We start from the raw sequence: 16,876 nt of genomic DNA, 5'->3' as shown, positions 1-16,876 counted from the left end.
CAGCCCAGGACGCCAGCGGCCGTCTTGCGGCGAACATGGCTGCCAGCCCGAATCGCCCGGGCGAAGCTGCGGACAAGAGGCATTGCAAAGCGGTCATCGATCAGCGGCCGACCAGTTCCGGCCAGTAGAGGCGCATCGGATTATCGACCAGAAGGCGGCGGATCAGTGCCTCCGTCGGCGCGATGTACGGGATGACATCGACCAGGGCGCCATCGTCGGGGATCGCGGCCTGCATATTGGGATGCGGCCAGTCCGTGCCCCACAAGGCCCGGTCGGGATAGTCCGCCACGAGCGGCGCCACGCTGCGCACGAAATCATGCCAGGGCGCGCCCGCCGGGTCGAGACGATCCGGACAGCTTGCCTTGAACCAAATGTCGCCCCGGCTGTCGAGCAAGGACCGGAAGGCGCGCATGTCCGGACCGTCCGGACCTTGGGCAACATCGGGCCGACCCATATGATCGATGACCAGGGGCACGGGGATGGCGGCAAGAAAAGGCCGCAGATCGGCCAGTATGTCTGCCTCGAAATAGACAACGACGTGCCAATCGGCGGGAAGACGCGACGCGACGTCCAGAAGCCCGTCCTTCGGCGTATCATCGACGAGGCGTTTCAGGAAATTGAAGCGGATACCCCGCACGCCTTGTTCGTGCAGAGCGGCCAGCTCGGCGCCGGAAATATCGGGATCCACCACCGCCACGCCTCGGGCGCGGCCTTCCGACCGGGCGATCGCATCCAGGGTCGCGCGATTGTCGGTTCCGTGACAGCTGGCCTGCACGATCACGTTGCGCGCGAAGCCCAGATGGTCGCGCAGGGCGAAGAGGTCTTCCGGTCCGGCGTCTTGCGGCAGATATTTGGCCTTCGCGCTGAACGGGAAGTGCGCCATCGGCCCGAACACGTGACAATGGGCATCGACCGCACCTCGCGGCGGGACGAAGCGCGGCTTGGTCGGCGCGTCGTGCCAGCTTTTCACCCGATTATGTTCGCCCTTCATGCAAAGATTTCCCCGTCCATCAGCTTGCGCGCCGTACGAAGTAGCGCGGCGCGCACGACCTCGCCCCCAGGACCCAGATCAAGAACGCAGCTCATCTCCCCGGTCGGATGTTCGATCGAAAGCGTCTTGCGCATTCCCGCTGGAATATCGGCGACTTCGGCCGCCGGCGAGCCTTCTATAAGGCACGCGGTCGCCACGCTGACCGCTCCGAGGACGCCGATCGTCGCGTGCGCGCGATGCGGGATGAAACTTCGGACGGTGACGGCGCCGCCGTGGCGCGGCGGCGCGACAAGCATCATCTTGGGCACCGATTTCTCGCGTACGTCGCCGAGGTTCATTCGCGCGCCAACCACGAGGCGGATCGCCTCGATCCTGGCCTTGAGGTCCATGTTCGCGTCGAGGCTGTCGCGATCCTCATAGCCGGTGACGCCGACATCGGTGGCCTTCATCACGACGCAAGGCATACCATTGTCGATCAGCGTGACCCGGATGCCGTCGATCTCGTCGACTATGTTCCCGGTGGGCAAGAGCGCGCCGCAGCTCGAACCAGCCGTGTCGCGAAATTCGATCGGGATCGGCGCCGCCGTGCCGGGCACGCCATCGACAGCGGCATCGCCATCATAGCGAGGCATGGCCGACGGCGTCTGGACGGTCGCGACTGCGATCTGCCCGGTATTTTCCATGAAGATGGTGACGGGCGTTTCCTCGCCCGCCGCCGCAATAAGCCCGCGTTCGACGGCGAACGGCCCCACGCCTGCCAAGATGTTTCCGCAATTCTGCGCGTCGCTGACCAGCGCCTGATCGACGAAAACCTGAAGGAACAGATAATCGACATCGACACCCGCCCTGTCCGATTTGCGCACGATGGCGACCTTGCTCGTCAGTGGATCGGCACCCCCCATTCCGTCGATCTGGCGTGGATCGGGCGATCCCATCGCGCGCAGGAGAAATGCGTCGCGGGCCGCGACATCGGCGGGCAGATCATCCGCCAGGAAGTAGCCGCCCTTGGACGTGCCGCCGCGCATCCACATGCAGCGTACCGACGCACTCATATATATTTCAGCCCCTCTTTTTCGAGCCGCTCGCGCATCTGGTATATGTCGAGTCCAAGGACGCCGGATGCCAGCTTGGCGCGCTTGTCGGCCTCGTTGGCCTCGCGCATCCGCGCCTGCGTGAGCACATGGGCAGCCGTTTCGCGCGGCACGCAGCACACGCCGTCATCGTCGGCAACGATGACATCACCGGGATGCACGACGGTACCCGCACACACGACAGGTATATTGACGCTGCCCAGCGTATTCTTGACCGTGCCCTGCGCGGAGATGGCCTTCGACCAGACCGGAAACTGCATCTCGGCAAGGTCGCGTATGTCGCGAACGCCGGCATCGATAATCAGTCCCCGGCATCCCCGCGCCTGCGCCGACGTCGCCAGCAGATCGCCAAAATATCCGTCGTCGCAAGGCGATGTCGGCGCGAGCACCAGAACGTCCCCGGCCTTGAGTTGTTCGATCGCGACATGCACCATCCAATTGTCGCCGGGCGGCGCGCTGATCGTCACGGCAGTGCCCGCGATCCGTGCGCCACGATAGATCGGCCGCATATAGCTCGCTAGCAGGCCGGTACGCCTCTGGGCCTCGTGGACTGTCGCGACGCCGGCCGCCGCAAGCCCATCGACCACATCATGACCCGCCCGCTCGATCGTCTGGACTACAACGCCGCTCATTGTCTGGCCTCCTGCTCATGCCTCGTTGGTCCCGGACGCTTCGACATGCCAATTCGATGGCTGGCTGAGCTATAAGGATGTGCTAACGATGAAAGATGACGCCCTATGATCTGAATTTCCGTCACCTGGCTTCTGTCGCGGCTGTGGTCAAAGCCGGTTCGGTCAGCGAGGCCGCCCAGCTGGTTCATCTGACACAACCGGCGATCAGCCAGGCGATCGCCAAGCTGGAGCGGCAACTGGCGGCCACGCTCTTCGTGCGGCAGCCCGATGGCATGGTCCCCACCGACGCGGGGCGTATCATCGGCGACCGCGCCGCGCAGGCGCTGCGTCTGATGGGAACCAGCCGGGTAACCAGCGCACAGACGCGCGCCTTCCTGGCCTATGTCGAGATGGGAACTTTTTCGGCAGCCAGCGAGCTGACCGGATTATCGAAAGCCTCGCTCCATCGAGCGATCCTTGATCTGTCTGGGGCAACCGGCGTGCGCCTGCTCGATCGGCGCGGCCGTGCACTGATCCTGACGCGACGCGGAACCGAGATCGCCCGGTCGCTCGCGCTGGGGGTCGCGGAAATTCAATCCGCGCTTTTCGAACTGTCGGCGCTGCTGGGGCGCGAGCAAGGCCGGATCCTGATCGGTGCCATGCCGCTGTCGAGAGCACGCATCCTTCCCGAAGCCATATGCGCCTTTCATGGCCGTCATCCGGACATTGATCTGAAAATCGTCGAAGGCTCGCATTCGGAGCTCGTCGAACCGCTTCGCAACGGACGGATCGATCTGATGATCGGCGCATTGCGATCAGGGGAGGTGCCGGGCCTTTCGAGCACGAAGCTGTTCGACGATTGTCCGGTCATCGTCGCCCGCCACGGCCATCCTCTGGCAGCTACCACGCGATCGCCCACAGCTTTGGAAATCACGCAATTCCCCTGGATCGTGCCGTCGGAGGGCACACCGCTCCGGCGATTGTGGAAGCGCATGTTCGAGACGATCGGCCTCGCGCTGCCGCATGTCGCGATCGAATGCGGTTCGGCGATGACGATACGACAGCTCCTTATTCGCACCGATTATCTGACTTTGCTTTCGGCCGATCAGGTAGCGGCGGAAATCGACGCCAGTTGGCTGGCTATCATAGGCCCGGCACCCGGCGACCTTGCCCGGACCATCGGAGTGACTGTTCGCGAGGACTGGCGGCCGACAAAGGCTCAGGACATGTTTCTCGCATGCCTTAACGCAGCGGCGCCCGGCAAGCCGCCCGGCCCAGCTTAGTTCGCAAACACTAATAGCAACAATGCAATTCGGATTGGCTCCGTCGTCGGCGAGACGCAATAGCCGTTCGCATGACGCAAGATGTCGGCCTCATCGGATTCGGGGAAGCAGCGGGAAGCTTCGCGCGCGCTGGATGGCGCGCTGTCGCCGCGGCCGCCTACGACCGGAAGGTGGACGATCCCGCGACACGCGAGGCCAAGCTCGCCGATATAGGGGCGGCGGGTCTGCGGGTCGCGAAAAGCGCCGCGGACGCGGTCATGGGCGCCGATACCATCCTTTCGCTTGTCACAGCGGACCAGACCGTGGCCGCCGCGGCGGCAAGCGCCCCGCACTTGGGATCCGCCGCGCTCTATTGCGACGGCAACAGCGTCGCGCCCGACACCAAGCGCGCCGCGGCGCGCATCGTTGAAGAATCGGGCGGCCATTATGTCGATATGGCGATCATGGCGCCAGTCGAGCCGGCGCGCCTTGCGGTTCCCATCCTGCTGAGCGGGCGGGCCGCTCGTCGCGCGGCCAGGCAGCTCGGCACTCTCGGCTTCTCCAACGTCCAGGTCGTCGGCGAGGTCGTCGGGCGCGCCTCGTCGATCAAGATGATCCGGTCGGTTATCGTCAAGGGCATGGAGGCGCTCACCGCCGAATGCGTATGCGCGGCCGAGGAGGCAGGAGTCCTCGACGAAGTCCTCGCATCGCTCGACGCCAGCGAGCAGTCCCTCCCCTGGGCCGGGCGCGCGGCGTATAATCTCGACCGGATGCTCGTGCATGGTGTGCGCCGCGCGGCCGAGATGGATGAAGTCGTCCGGACGCTCGACGCCCTCGGGACGGGGAGCGTCATGACCCGCGGCACCGCGGTTCGTCAGCGCGAAATCGGCGCGCTGGGCGTCAACTCGCCCCCTGACGGACTTTCCGCTCGAATAGCCGCAACCCGACCATCGAAAAGTGAAGCTGCATGACGCTCGTGATCGACTGCCATGGCCATTATACCGTTCTGCCCGAGGCGCACGATGCCTGGCGCGAGCAGCAGAAGGCAGCGTTCAGGGCGGGTGCGGCCCCGCCCCCCTACCCCGACATTCCCGACAACGCGGTCAGGGAGACGATCGAGTCGAACCAGCTCAAACTCGTCCGCGAACGCGGCGCTGACCTTACGATCTTCAGTCCGCGTGCTTCGGCTATGGCTCACCATGTTGGCGATCAGCAAGTCAGCGCAGCCTGGGCGACGCATTGCAACAATCTCGTCCATCGGGTGACGCAGCTTTATCCTGAGACTTTCGTGGGCGCATGTATGCTGCCGCAGAGTCCCAAGGCGGACCTAAGCGCGAGCGTCGCGGAACTGCACCGGTGCGTCGAGGATCTGGGCTTCGTCGGCTGCAATCTCAATCCCGATCCGGGCGGCGGCCATTTCGCACATCCACCGCTGACCGACGAATATTGGTTCCCGATCTACGAAGCGATGTGTGCGCTGGACGTGCCGGCGATGATCCATGTCTCGGGCAGCTGCAACCCGGCGATGCACGCCACGGGCGGCTTCTACCTCGCCGCCGATACGGTTGCATTCATGCAGTTGCTGCAGGGCGACCTCTTCAGCCGCTTCCCGGCCTTGCGCTTCATCATTCCGCATGGCGGCGGCGCCGTCCCCTTTCACTGGGGACGCTATCGCGGCCTCGCCGACATGCTCAAACGCCCGCAGCTCGATACCCATTTGATGAACAATGTGTTCTTCGACACCTGTGTCTATCATCAGCCCGGCATTGACCTTCTGGCCAAGGTGATCGAGACCAGGAACATTCTGTTCGGGTCCGAAATGGTCGGCGCGGTGCGCGGCATCGACCCGACGACCGGACATTATTTCGATGACACCAAGCGCTATGTCGATGCCCTGGATATCAGCGAGGCGCAGCGGCACGCGATCTTCGAGGGCAACGCCCGCAGGGTGTTCCCCCGCCTCGACGCCAAGCTGAAGGAAAGAGGACTATGACCGACTCTGGCGACCCTCGGCCGAACATTCACGAATATCTTGCCGAACTGGAAGATATTCCCGGCACGCGGATATTCACCGCCGCACGCGCGCAAAAGGGCTATCACATCAACCAGTTCGCCATGAGTCTGATGAAGGCAGAGAATCGCGACCTTTTCCGCGCCGACGAGCGGGCCTATCTCGCTGGGTGGCGTCTGAGCGAGGAGGCCAAGGACGCGCTGCTGCGGCGCGACTATAATGCTTTGCTTGACCTCGGCGGCAACGTCTATTTCCTCGCGAAGCTGTTCTCGACCGACGGCATACCGTTCGCCGAGGCGGTCTCGACGATGACCGACATGAGCTTCCCCCAATATCGAGAGATGATGTTGCAAGGCGGACGCTCCCCCGAGGGAAACCGGTCCATCAAAGGAGGATATTGAGATGGCGCGCATTACGGCAGGCGTCGGATCCAGCCATGTGCCGCTCCTGGGCGTTGCGGTGGATCAGGCCAAGACGGGGGACGATTATTTCGGCCCCATCTTCCGCGGTTATGAATGGACCCGCGCGTGGGAACGGGAACAGCAGCCCGACGTCGTCATTCTCGTCTTCAATGATCATGCGACGGCCTTCGATATGAAGATCGTTCCCACCTTCGCGATCGGTTGCGGCGAATCCTACATCCCCGCCGACGAAGGATGGGGTCCGCGTCCCGTTCCCGACGTGGAAGGCCATCCCGCGCTCGCCTGGCATATCGCGCAGAGCCTGATCCTCGACGAATTCGACATGACGATCATCAACGAGATGGACGTCGATCATGGCCTGACCGTGCCTTTGTCGATGATGTTCGGCACGCCGGGGACATGGCCGGTCAAGGTGATCCCTTTCGCGGTGAACGTCGTCACCTATCCCGTGCCCACCGGCAATCGCTGCTGGGCGATTGGGGAGGCGATCGCGCGTGCCGTCGAAAGCTTCCCCGAGGACCTCAATGTTCAGATATGGGGCACCGGTGGGATGAGCCATCAATTGCAGGGTCCACGTGCCGGCTTGCTCAATCGCGAATGGGACAATCGTTTCATGGACGGGCTGATCGGAGAGAGCGATGCCAACCGCTGGATTCCGCATATCGAATATCTTCGCGAAACCGGATCGGAGGGCATCGAGATGGTAATGTGGCTCATCATGCGCGGCGCGCTCGGCAAGGAAACGCGCTGCCTGCATCGCCATTACCATATTCCCTGCAGCAACACCGCGATCGGGCACATGGTCCTGGAGCCGGTGCCGAGCGCGACAGACACTGCCGCGGCCGCCTGACACACATCGGAAATTGAGATTTGACCATGCGTATTGCGCTTATCGGTGCCGGGGCCTTCGCTGAAAAGCATCTCGATGCCTTCAAGGCGATCGACGGCGCCGAAATCGCCTCGATCGTTAGCGTGTCGAAGGCCGAGGCCGACGCGCTGGCCGTCAAATATGGTATCACAGATACGAGCGACAGCTATGACGCAACGCTCGGACGCGCCGACATCGATGCAGTGATCCTGGCTACCCCGACGCCGCTACACGCCGCGCAGGCGATCAGGGCGATGGATGCGGGCAAGCATGTCGAAGTCGAAATACCGCTTGCCGACAGCTGGGCCGCCGCGCAGGCGGTCGCGCGCAAGCAGAAGGAAACGGGGCTCGTCTGTATGGTCGGCCACACTCGCCGGTTCAATCCGTCGCACCAGTGGATCAGGAAGCGGATCGACGCCGGGGAGTTCACAATCCAGGCGATGGACGTGCAGACGTTTTTCTTTCGTCGCAAGAATATCAACGCCAAGGGCGAGCCGCGAAGCTGGACCGATCATCTGTTGTGGCATCATGCCGCGCATACGGTCGACATCTTCCAATATATGACGGGCGAACCGCTCGTCGCAATGAACATATTGGAAGGGCCTCATCACCCGGACCTCGACATCGCCATGGATATGTCGATCCAGATGAAGACCGCGAGGGGCCAGATCCTGACCCTCGCGCTCAGCTTCAACAATGACGGACCGCTGGGAACTTTCTTCCGCTACATTGGCGACACCGGAACCTATCTGGCGCGTTATGACGATCTCGTGACCGGCAAGGAGGAACCGATCGACGTCAGTCAGATCGATGTTTCGATGAACGGGATCGAATTACAGAATCGCGAGTTCATCGCAGCGATCCGTGAGGGCCGTGAGCCGAACGCCAGCGTGAGCCAGGTGATCGACTGCTACAGGATTCTTGGCGAACTCGAATGCCTCCTCTGATCCAAATGATACGATGACCGCGATCGAGGCTCTGTTACGCGAAGCCGACGCACTTGAGCGGACCAGCAGAGCCATGCAGTCCTGGGCCGCTCATACCCGGTTCGACGAGGATCGCAGGACATTGGTCGCCCTGCGCCGTGAGTTGAGCGACCATGTCGGTCAGATGATCCGTATCACCGCAGACCTGACCGATATGCCGGGCTTCGACAACGGCCCCATGATCCGCGACCGCCTCTCCGCCTTGCGCTCGCGCCTCGCGCTACATCAGGCAGAATGGCCGACCGTAGCGGTGCAGGCGGACACCGCCGCCGCCTACAATGTGTCGGCGAACGATGTGCAGCAGCGCCTCGAAGAGTTCATGGCCTGGCTACGGTTGCTCGCCGCGGACCATGAAAGCGGCCGTCTCCAGAGGAAGTAGGTATTAAGCCTCGCGTTTGTTCAAGCAATAGACGGTTCCCAGCCGCAGGGGAGATACCGCCTTTTGTTACGACTTGCGCGCCGACCCGCCACGTCCCGCGCTCACGCAGCCCGTGCGCTTGGACGAGGATCGAGTGCGCCCTTCGCGTCGAAGACGCCTGCCAGACGCGACAATCCGCTTCTCCCCAGGGAGCGATTTGGGGCGACCCATGATCTGCGAGGTAATCGATCAGCAAAGAAGCTAATTTCACATTTATGATTTGTCCGCAAATGAGAAACTGTGGCAGGAGGGTGGTATCAACGAGAGGGATAGAGAGATGATCGCAACCACACATGTCGGCAGCCTTCCCAGGGGCGATCTCCTGACGCCGTTGCTCCTGGCTCGCGACAAGGGCCAGCCCTATGACTCCGATGTCTTCGACGCCGTGGTGCAAGACGCCGTCGATGCGGCCATCGCCGATCAGGCTGCGGCCGGCATATCGATCGTCAGCGACGGAGAGCTCGGCAAGATCGGCTATTCAACCTACATGATCGAGCGCCTGGAGGGTTTTGGCGGCCATGTCGAACGTCGGCCCGCCGCGGACCTCGCCTCCCATCCCGATTTATCAAGGAAACTGTCGGCGATCATGGGCACCCAGGAGTTCACGCGGGCGTCCTGTATCGGCCCCGTTCGCCTTGTCGGTCTTCAGCCGCTGTACGACGATATTCGGCGACTGAGGACCGCGCTGGATCGAAAGGGCGAGGGCTTGCGCGCATTCATGAATTCGGCCTCGCCCGGCCTGATCACGGCGTTTCAGGTCAATCGCCATTATCCGACGCACGAGGCCTATCTGGCCGACATTGTCGATGCAATGCGCCCGGAATATGAGGCCATCGTCGAGGCGGGGTTCGATCTGCAACTCGATTGCCCAGACCTCGCCATGTCGCGGCACACCGGCTATCAGGATCAGAGCGAGAAGGAGTTTCTGCGAACCGCCGCGGCCAATGTGGAAGCGCTCAATGCGGCCACCGCGAATATCCCGCCCGATAGGTTGCGCATGCACGTCTGCTGGGGCAATTATGAAGGCCCGCATGATCACGATATCGCGCTCGAGAAGATCGTCGATATCGTTATTTCGGCCCGTCCCGGCACGATTCTGTTTGAGGCGGCGAACCCGAGGCACGAGCATGAATGGAAGGTCTGGCGGGACGCCGCCCTGCCTGATCACAAGATCCTGGCTCCCGGCCTGATCGACAGCTGCTCCAATTATGTCGAACATCCCGAGCTGATCGCGCAGCGGATCGAGCGTTTCGCCGGTTTCGTCGGCAAGGATCGTGTGGTGGCGAGCACCGATTGCGGCTTCGGCACCTTCGCGGGCTATGGCAAAGTCGATCCGGCGGTCGCGTGGAAGAAGCTGGCTGCCTTGCGTCAGGGCGCCGATATCGCGGATAGCCGCCTGTGAGAGACGAGGACCGACGCGCGATTGCGCAGGATTGCGCCCGACTGGTTGCGCAATACGCCAATCTCAACGATGCAGGCGACTGGTGCGGACTTTCTGATCTCTATACGGCCGACGGAAGGATGGCTCGCCCGTCGGCGCCGGACATATGGATCGAGGGGCGCGATGCGATCCTGGCAGCGTTTCAGGAGCGACCCGGCCGAAAGGGGCGGCATTTATGTACCAATGTTGTCATCGATGTGATCGATGAGACCGACGCGCGGGGAGAATGCGCCGTCGCGCTTTTCACCGAGGGTGCCGCTCCAAAACTGGGCTCCTTCCATGATCGCTTCGTTCGAACCGCGGGAGGTTGGAAATTTGGCGAGCGCCGCGGTAGTCTGGCGTATTGAACTTCGAAATGGGACGGACTGAATGACATCGACTGGGCTGCAGGCCGGCGTAAAATCTGCCTTGAGGACGCTCGACGTCATTGAATTCGTCGTCGCAAGTCCGTCGGGCGTAGTTGCGCAGGACATAGCGGCAGCGCTGGCGATTCCGGTCAGTAGTCTGTCTTACCTTCTGGCAACTCTGGTTGAGCGCGGATATTTGCGGCGGGACGGTCGGCAATATGTCGCTGGACAGGGGCTTGAGCGATTGCGGGGCGCGAACGGCGAATATTCGTTGCTTGATCGGGCGCGCCCCCTGGTCAAGGCTCTGCAACTGCGCCTCAATGAAACGGCCACTCTTTTCCGGCTCGTCGATTGGGAAGTCGAAGCCGTTTTTTCCGAAACGACGCCGCAGCCCCTCCGCTATGCCATCGAAGTCGGCACGCGCGCGCCCCTTTACTGCGTTGCCGCGGGCAAGGCCTTGTTGGCTCGAATGAGCGACGCGCAGCTGCAACAATATTTCGCGAAGGTGAAACCGGAACGCTTCACCGAAGCGACCATCTGCGATCGCAAGGCGTTGCGCGACGAGATCGCGGGAGTGCGAGACCAAGGCATTGCCGCGGCCCGCAACGAGTATACGTCTGGTATCACGGCCTTCAGTATCGCGCTGAGCGACGACACGGCGATCAGCGTAGCGGCGCCGTCGCTTCGCATGGATACGGAAACCGAAATGCGAATCATGGAACTTCTGAGAGGCACGGCGCGCGCGCTGCAGACGGATAACCGAGCCTGAAGCTTTCGCGAACCGCGTCGCGTCAGTCCTTTTCCCGCTTTCGATTTCCGACCTGAGACACGCGCTTGGCACAAGGCGGGCCGGCCGGAGCGAATGCCCCGACCGGTCCGTCTTTTCAGTTCCAGCTCAGGCCTTGTGCGTGCGCCAGCCATCGGCGTAGGAGTCGCGCGCGACTTCGGAGTAAGGCACCGGCGCGACCCGCGCCTTGATTTCGGTCTGAACATGGGGTTCGACCGTCGGCTTGCTGGTGCCGCCGTCGGGTTCGCCCCATAGGAGCGTGACCTCGGTGCCCGGCGCGGCATATTCGGCATCGACCATCGCCAGCGCGAGGAAACGACCGGCGTTGATCGAATATCCGATCCAGGTCGACAGACCGACGGTCTTGCCATCCTTCTGGACCGCATCATAAGGATGCATAGAATAGACGGCGCTCGGAAACTCCAGAAACTTCGCCTTGTCGCCGGTCTGGAGCATCGAACTCATGACGCGGACAATATCTTCATTATCCAGCGCCAGCGTCACTTTCTGCCGGTGCGGCTGGTCCTTGATCCTCTCCAGTGCTTCGCGGCCGACAAAGTCATGGTCGAACTTCACCATGATGCCATAGCCCAGTTCCCACGGGTTGAGATAATAATCCTCGATATTGTCCGACACGAAGCTGCCACCCAGCGAGCATTTGCCTTCGTAACTATTGGCGCCGATCCATTCGCGAAAGCCTTTCGAACCCTCGCCAGTGTAGGTTGCGGGCAGTGGCGAGGGAATCCAGCCGGATTCGAGCGTGTTCGACGAATAGGTGCGACCGCCGCACAGGGTGAGGCCATGGCCCTTGCCCGCTTCGATCAGCGCGTCGCGCACGGTGTCATAATCCTTCCACGGACCAAAGAGCTCGTAGCCGGGCTGGCCCGCCATGCCGTGGCGCAGCGCGCGCACCTCAACTCCCGCGATCGTGATCGGAGCCATGTGGAAGAATTTGAGGTCCGGCGGCGTTTGGCCCATCGCCTTTTCAAGCACCGGCATGGCGTTCGGCCCCTGGAGCTGGAAGCGATAGTTGCGGCGATAGCCCTGCTGGTCGATCGGCCGTGCGGCGGTGCGCTCATCGCGCTCCACCTTCACGTCCCACTTGCCGGTCGAGGCCCAATATTCGACCCATTCGATCGATGGCGCGCGACCGACCAGCTCGAATTTTTCTTCTTCGAGATAGAAAAGGATGACGTCGCCGATAACATAGCCTTCGGGCGTGACCGGCGCGAACTGCTTGGCGCGGTTCGGCACGAAGCCCTTGAAGCTGTTGGGAGCGAGATAGGCCAGCATGTCGAAAGCGCCGGGTCCGGTGACCAGCAAGTCGACCATGTGGAAGCTCTGGTTGAAGAAGACCGCTGTTTCGGCCCAGGAGCGCTGTTCGTCACGCCAGTTTGAATATTCGGCCGGGACGCCGGGATAGACGTTGGGACCAACCTGCTGGTTGCGCAGAAACTCTACGATATCGACTTTCTCGTCGACCAGCTGCTGGAGGGACTTGTCACTCATATTCGGGTGCCTTTCAGTTAGGGTTTACAAGGGAACGTCGTTCGAGGGCATGTCCAGCCATGTGCGGACGGCCTCGTTGAAATCGTCAGGCTGCTCGGCCGGAGCCATATGGCCTGCCGCTTCGACGATGGAGAGGAGCGCACGGGGCATTGCCGCGACGAATGCCTCATGTTGCGCGACCGGCGACCATTCGTCGTCGCGCCCCACGATGGCGGTGACCGGACAAGTGATCGCAGGCAGGAGGTCGTCGAGCACGGGACGGCACAGAAGCGCTTCGATCTGCGCCTCGTAGATCTCGATGCCGGCATCGACTGCCATTGCGCGCAACGTCGAAACGAGTCCGGCGTCGTCGCGGCGCGCCGGTCCGATCATGGGCGGCAGCCATATGTCCACCAGTGCCGCGATTCCCTGCTCGCGCCCCAGATCGCGCAATGCATAACGCTTTTCCGCTTCGCCCGGCCTTGCCGGGTGGACTCCGGTATCGGCCAGCGCCAGGCGCGTCACGCGATCGGGCGCGCGGCGGTAGATTTCGAGAGCGACCCGCGCGCCCATCGAATGCCCTAGCAATGCGGCGCGTGCGGGCATGCGGGCAAGCGCCCAATCCGCCATTTTCCCGATCCGATCGGCACCGCCGTAAAACCCATCGACCACGACGGCCCCGAAGGCGCCGATCTGCCTGCCGAACATGCGGGAGTCGCACATCAAACCGGGAAGAATCACCAATTGCTCAGACATCCCATCTCCGATAAAATTCGTATACTCGAAATTTTCATCTATACGAATTTATCACGCGACGCTAGATGCAATTCAAATGGTGGAGGAGAATTAGGGTGAGCAGGCCTGTCATTCATCCCAATTGGGATCGTCCCGCGATCAATATGGTCGATGGTTTTTCGCTGGAAATAACCGCGAAAGATGTCGATGCGCTCCGGGCAGCGGCGCCCGGGATTCCCCGCGACACACCGGTCGCGATCACCTTCCTCCCCGGTGAGGACTTTTCGGCGCGGCTCGATGCGGCCGAGGCTGTAAGGGCGCTGGGTTTTGAGCCGATGCCTCATTTTTCCGCACGCCGCATCGGCACAGCGGACGAGTTCGAGCATTATCTGTCCGCCGTCGCGGCAAAGGCCGGGGTCAGGCGCTGCTTCGTCATTGCGGGCGATCCTTCGGAGCCCGAGGGACCTTTCTTCGACAGCAGCGCCCTCATCGGCAGTGGAGCGTTCGAACGTGAGGGGATCACCGCCATCGGCATTGGCGGCCATCCCGAAGGCCATCCCAACATGTCGCGCGACCAATGCTGGTCGGTTCTCGAACGCAAGTGCGCCGAAATCTCTGAGCGCGGCATGGCGCCTCTCATCGTCACGCAATTCGTGTTCGATGCCGACCTCGTCCTCGACTGGCTCCGCGAGCTCCGGATCCGGGGAATCGACGCGCCGGTCCGCATCGGCGTACCCGGTCCCGCCGGCGTCAAGACCCTGTTGCGGTTCGCTGCCCGATGCGGGGTCGGTGCCTCCACCTCGGTCCTTACGAAATATGGTATTTCGATAACCCGTCTCATCGGCGCGGCCGGCCCCGACAAGCTGGTCGAAGGCTTTGAACAGGGCCTGCGACCGGAGCATGGTCGCGTGCGCCTGCACTTCTATCCATTCGGCGGCCTCGAACGGACGGTCGGCTGGATCAGCGACTATGCCCGCTCGCATTGACACCGATGCGCACGAGCGCGCCACTCTGGCTTTCGGGCGAGTACTAAACCGCCGACGCCCTCCGCGACACGATCTGGCGCCTGCGCGCGGCACACGAGACCCCCTTCCCCCCTTGCTGACGAGCCTGCATCGAGGAGCCCCAATGTGACCGACATCTTCACCCTGCGTCTGCAATGCACCGACAAGCCCGGCCTGGTTGCGCAGGTGGCAGGCTATCTTGCGCAGCGCGGCTGCAACATCGTAGATGCGCAGCAATTCAACGACAGCATGAATGATCAGTTCTTCATGCGCGTCGCGTTCAGGCCGGGCGACGGCGAGACGGCGGAGAGCCTCAGGGCTGGCTTTGTGTCCATCGCCGACGAAGCCCGCATGGAATGGGCCTTGCGGGATTGGACGGCGGCAAAGAAGGTCGTGCTGATGGTTTCAAAATTCGACCATTGCCTGGGCGACCTGCTTTATCGCAACCGTATCGGTGAGCTGCAGATGGACGTCGTCGCCATCATTTCGAACCATCCGAGGGAAACGCTGCGCACCTCGATGATCGGCGACATTCCCTATTATCATTTTCCGATCTCGAAAGACACCAAACCGCAACAGGAATCGCAGATCAAGCAGGTGGTGTTGGAAACGGGCGCCGAACTGATCGTGCTGGCCCGCTACATGCAGATCCTGTCCGACGATCTGTCGGTCTTTTTGTCGGGCCGCTGTATCAATATCCATCACAGCTTCCTGCCGGGCTTCAAGGGCGCCAAGCCCTATCATCAGGCCTATGATCGCGGCGTCAAGATGATCGGCGCGACTGCGCATTATGTGACCATGGATCTCGACGAGGGTCCGATCATCCACCAGGATGTCGAACCGATCGGCCATGCCGATCTGCCCGAAGAACTGGTTCGCAGGGGGCGGGATATCGAACGCCGCGTCCTGGCCGAGGCGGTCCGTCTCCACCTCGACGATCGCGTCTTCCTGAGCCAGACCCGCACCGTCGTTTTTCGGGGTTGAGCCGGTGAGCGTGCGTATCGACGGCCGAGCCATTGCGCGTGCGCTGTCCGACAAAACATCCGAGACGGTTCACCACCTCAACGCACGCGGGATCGAGCCGACTCTTGCGGTCGTCCTCGTTGGCGACGACCCGGCGAGCGACGTGTATGTCCGCCGCAAGATCAGCGAGTGCCGCAAGGTCGGAATTCATTCGATTGAACGGCGGTTGCCGGGCGATTGCACGGAGGAAGCGCTTCTGGACCTGCTTGAGACGATGAACGAGGACAGCCGGATCCACGGCATCCTCGTCCAATTGCCGCTGCCGGCGGCGATCGATGCGGCGAAGGTGCTCGACCGGATTTCCCCCGACAAGGATGTCGATGGGTTCCACCCCGTCAACGTCGGCCGCCTGTCCACCGGTTCGCTTGGTCTTGTCCCGTGCACGCCGCTCGGAATCATGATGTTGCTCGACAGCGTGGTCGACGATTATCGCGGCCTCAATGTGGTCATCATCGGCAAATCCAATATCGTGGGCAAGCCGGTCGCGATGCTGCTTCTGGAACGCGAAGCAACGGTGACCGTCACCCATATCGAGACGCGAAACCTGCCCGACATTGCGCGCGCGGCCGACATCGTCATCGCGGCCGCGGGCGCGCCCCATCTCGTCCGCGGTTACTGGATCAAACCGGAGGCGATCGTCATCGATGTTGGCATTACGCGCGTGATTGACCATGACGGGACGTCGCGGATTGTGGGCGATTGCGCCACCCACGAGCTGGATCATGCCAAGGCGGTGACCCCCGTGCCGGGAGGCGTCGGACCGATGACGATCGCGTGCCTCTTGAGCAACACGGCCATGGCCGCCGAGAGGCATGCATGAATGACGCGGCGATGCGCACCACGGTCCGGGTGCGCGATCTGCCCTTGCTGGCGGACATCGGAATCAATCCGGACGAAATCGGGCGCCGCCAGCCGCTGGTCATCACCGTGGAACTGGTACTGGACAGCGCGAGGGTGACCGCGATCGCCGAGACGGTCGACTACAGGCGCATTGCGAAGGCTGCCGAAACCCTGGCGGAAGAACATGTGCCGCTGATCGAGACCTTCGCGCAGCGGCTGGGACGAGAGTTCATCGGCTGGCATGCCGTCGTCGAAGCCCGGCTGGTCATCGACAAACCCTTTGCCCTGACGCGCGGGCTTGCCGGCGTGGAGGTCGTGATAGGCCGCTGACCGACCCCGCGCTGCGCCGGTATCAGTGCTCTTCGTTTGCCGATTGGGGAACCGGACCGGTTACGTTGGCCCTTCACCTCTGCGGGCGCGATCACCACCTTGCACGCGCCGCTACGCTTTTGGATTTCCTACATAGTAGGTCTTGTGGGAAGCCGGCTCGAACTCGTTGCAATTTCCGCCGGCCTCCCAGGTAACGGACCAAATTGTCCGCAGACCTTGCG

The 16,876-nt window shown here is 62.4% G+C and carries 19 protein-coding genes; 14 read left to right on the top strand and 5 right to left on the bottom strand.

The features are described 5' to 3' along the window. Nucleotides 1–100 precede the first annotated feature (100 nt). The 3 genes from ACTJI5_RS17015 to ligK are packed head-to-tail and all read right to left on the bottom strand — an operon-like array spanning nucleotide 101 to nucleotide 2,714. A complete protein-coding gene (locus tag ACTJI5_RS17015) occupies nucleotides 101–991 on the bottom strand; it encodes an amidohydrolase family protein (RefSeq protein WP_440861170.1) in 891 nt (296 codons plus the stop codon). Next, nucleotides 988–2,043 (bottom strand): 4-oxalomesaconate tautomerase, encoded by a 1,056-nt coding sequence (locus ACTJI5_RS17010; RefSeq protein WP_440861169.1) that lies wholly within the window; start codon nucleotides 2,041–2,043, stop codon nucleotides 988–990. The genes ACTJI5_RS17015 and ACTJI5_RS17010 overlap by 4 nt, the downstream gene beginning before the upstream one ends. Then, nucleotides 2,040–2,714: a 4-carboxy-4-hydroxy-2-oxoadipate aldolase/oxaloacetate decarboxylase gene (gene ligK, locus ACTJI5_RS17005; RefSeq protein WP_440861168.1), complete on the bottom strand. Its 675-nt coding sequence runs from the start codon at nucleotides 2,712–2,714 to the stop codon at nucleotides 2,040–2,042. Before ligK ends, ACTJI5_RS17010 begins: the two co-directional genes overlap by 4 nt. Nucleotides 2,715–2,809: 95 nt before the next feature. On the opposite strand from ligK, the gene ACTJI5_RS17000 reads away from it, so the two are divergent. The 10 genes from ACTJI5_RS17000 to ACTJI5_RS16955 all read left to right on the top strand — a co-directional run bounded on the left by ACTJI5_RS17000 (nucleotide 2,810) and on the right by ACTJI5_RS16955 (nucleotide 11,217). Continuing rightward, on the top strand, nucleotides 2,810–3,976 hold the full coding sequence (locus ACTJI5_RS17000) for a LysR family transcriptional regulator (RefSeq protein WP_440861167.1): 1,167 nt from the start codon (nucleotides 2,810–2,812) through the stop codon (nucleotides 3,974–3,976). A gap of 71 nt (nucleotides 3,977–4,047) precedes the next feature. After that, entirely contained in the window at nucleotides 4,048–4,926 is an 879-nt protein-coding gene (locus ACTJI5_RS16995; RefSeq protein ID WP_440861166.1) for a DUF1932 domain-containing protein, read from the top strand. Beyond that, nucleotides 4,923–5,948, top strand: a complete 1,026-nt coding sequence (locus ACTJI5_RS16990) for an amidohydrolase family protein (RefSeq protein WP_440861165.1) — start codon at nucleotides 4,923–4,925, stop codon at nucleotides 5,946–5,948. Before ACTJI5_RS16995 ends, ACTJI5_RS16990 begins: the two co-directional genes overlap by 4 nt. Continuing rightward, entirely contained in the window at nucleotides 5,945–6,367 is a 423-nt protein-coding gene (ligA, locus tag ACTJI5_RS16985) for a protocatechuate 4,5-dioxygenase subunit alpha (RefSeq protein WP_440861164.1), read from the top strand. Before ACTJI5_RS16990 ends, ligA begins: the two co-directional genes overlap by 4 nt. Before the next feature lies 1 nt (nucleotide 6,368). Next, nucleotides 6,369–7,238: a class III extradiol dioxygenase subunit beta gene (locus ACTJI5_RS16980; RefSeq protein ID WP_440861163.1), complete on the top strand. Its 870-nt coding sequence runs from the start codon at nucleotides 6,369–6,371 to the stop codon at nucleotides 7,236–7,238. A gap of 26 nt (nucleotides 7,239–7,264) precedes the next feature. After that, nucleotides 7,265–8,203, top strand: coding sequence for a Gfo/Idh/MocA family oxidoreductase (locus ACTJI5_RS16975; protein ID WP_440861162.1), 939 nt, complete (start codon nucleotides 7,265–7,267; stop codon nucleotides 8,201–8,203). A 13-nt stretch (nucleotides 8,204–8,216) separates the two neighbouring features. After that, nucleotides 8,217–8,621: a hypothetical protein gene (locus ACTJI5_RS16970; RefSeq protein ID WP_440861161.1), complete on the top strand. Its 405-nt coding sequence runs from the start codon at nucleotides 8,217–8,219 to the stop codon at nucleotides 8,619–8,621. 316 nt (nucleotides 8,622–8,937) lie between these two features. Next, on the top strand, nucleotides 8,938–10,062 hold the full coding sequence (locus tag ACTJI5_RS16965) for a cobalamin-independent methionine synthase II family protein (RefSeq protein ID WP_440861160.1): 1,125 nt from the start codon (nucleotides 8,938–8,940) through the stop codon (nucleotides 10,060–10,062). Then, nucleotides 10,059–10,448 carry a nuclear transport factor 2 family protein gene (locus ACTJI5_RS16960; RefSeq protein WP_440861159.1) on the top strand — a complete coding sequence of 130 codons (390 nt, stop codon included), beginning with the start codon at nucleotides 10,059–10,061 and terminating at the stop codon, nucleotides 10,446–10,448. The genes ACTJI5_RS16965 and ACTJI5_RS16960 overlap by 4 nt, the downstream gene beginning before the upstream one ends. A gap of 22 nt (nucleotides 10,449–10,470) precedes the next feature. After that, entirely contained in the window at nucleotides 10,471–11,217 is a 747-nt protein-coding gene (locus ACTJI5_RS16955) for an IclR family transcriptional regulator (RefSeq protein ID WP_440861158.1), read from the top strand. 126 nt (nucleotides 11,218–11,343) lie between these two features. On the opposite strand, the gene desA is transcribed toward ACTJI5_RS16955, so the two are convergent. After that, entirely contained in the window at nucleotides 11,344–12,744 is a 1,401-nt protein-coding gene (desA, locus tag ACTJI5_RS16950) for a syringate O-demethylase (protein WP_440861157.1), read from the bottom strand. A 24-nt stretch (nucleotides 12,745–12,768) separates the two neighbouring features. Continuing rightward, a complete protein-coding gene (locus tag ACTJI5_RS16945; RefSeq protein ID WP_440861156.1) occupies nucleotides 12,769–13,479 on the bottom strand; it encodes an alpha/beta fold hydrolase in 711 nt (236 codons plus the stop codon). A 95-nt stretch (nucleotides 13,480–13,574) separates the two neighbouring features. Here ACTJI5_RS16945 and ACTJI5_RS16940 point away from each other — a divergent pair, with 95 nt between their 5' ends. The 4 genes from ACTJI5_RS16940 to ACTJI5_RS16925 all read left to right on the top strand — a co-directional run bounded on the left by ACTJI5_RS16940 (nucleotide 13,575) and on the right by ACTJI5_RS16925 (nucleotide 16,655). Beyond that, nucleotides 13,575–14,444: a methylenetetrahydrofolate reductase gene (locus ACTJI5_RS16940; protein WP_440861155.1), complete on the top strand. Its 870-nt coding sequence runs from the start codon at nucleotides 13,575–13,577 to the stop codon at nucleotides 14,442–14,444. Nucleotides 14,445–14,588: 144 nt separating this feature from the next. Continuing rightward, entirely contained in the window at nucleotides 14,589–15,446 is an 858-nt protein-coding gene (gene purU, locus ACTJI5_RS16935; RefSeq protein WP_440861154.1) for a formyltetrahydrofolate deformylase, read from the top strand. A 4-nt stretch (nucleotides 15,447–15,450) separates the two neighbouring features. Further along, nucleotides 15,451–16,305, top strand: a complete 855-nt coding sequence (locus ACTJI5_RS16930) for a bifunctional 5,10-methylenetetrahydrofolate dehydrogenase/5,10-methenyltetrahydrofolate cyclohydrolase (RefSeq protein WP_440861153.1) — start codon at nucleotides 15,451–15,453, stop codon at nucleotides 16,303–16,305. Next, a complete protein-coding gene (locus tag ACTJI5_RS16925; RefSeq protein WP_440861152.1) occupies nucleotides 16,302–16,655 on the top strand; it encodes a dihydroneopterin aldolase in 354 nt (117 codons plus the stop codon). Before ACTJI5_RS16930 ends, ACTJI5_RS16925 begins: the two co-directional genes overlap by 4 nt. The last annotated feature ends 221 nt before the right edge of the window (nucleotides 16,656–16,876 follow it).

Source organism: Sphingopyxis sp. 22461 (assembly GCF_052044915.1).
GTDB lineage: Bacteria > Pseudomonadota > Alphaproteobacteria > Sphingomonadales > Sphingomonadaceae > Sphingopyxis.
The sequence above is the reverse complement of the archived record's forward strand: the minus strand, read 5'-3'. Positions and strand labels throughout refer to the sequence as shown.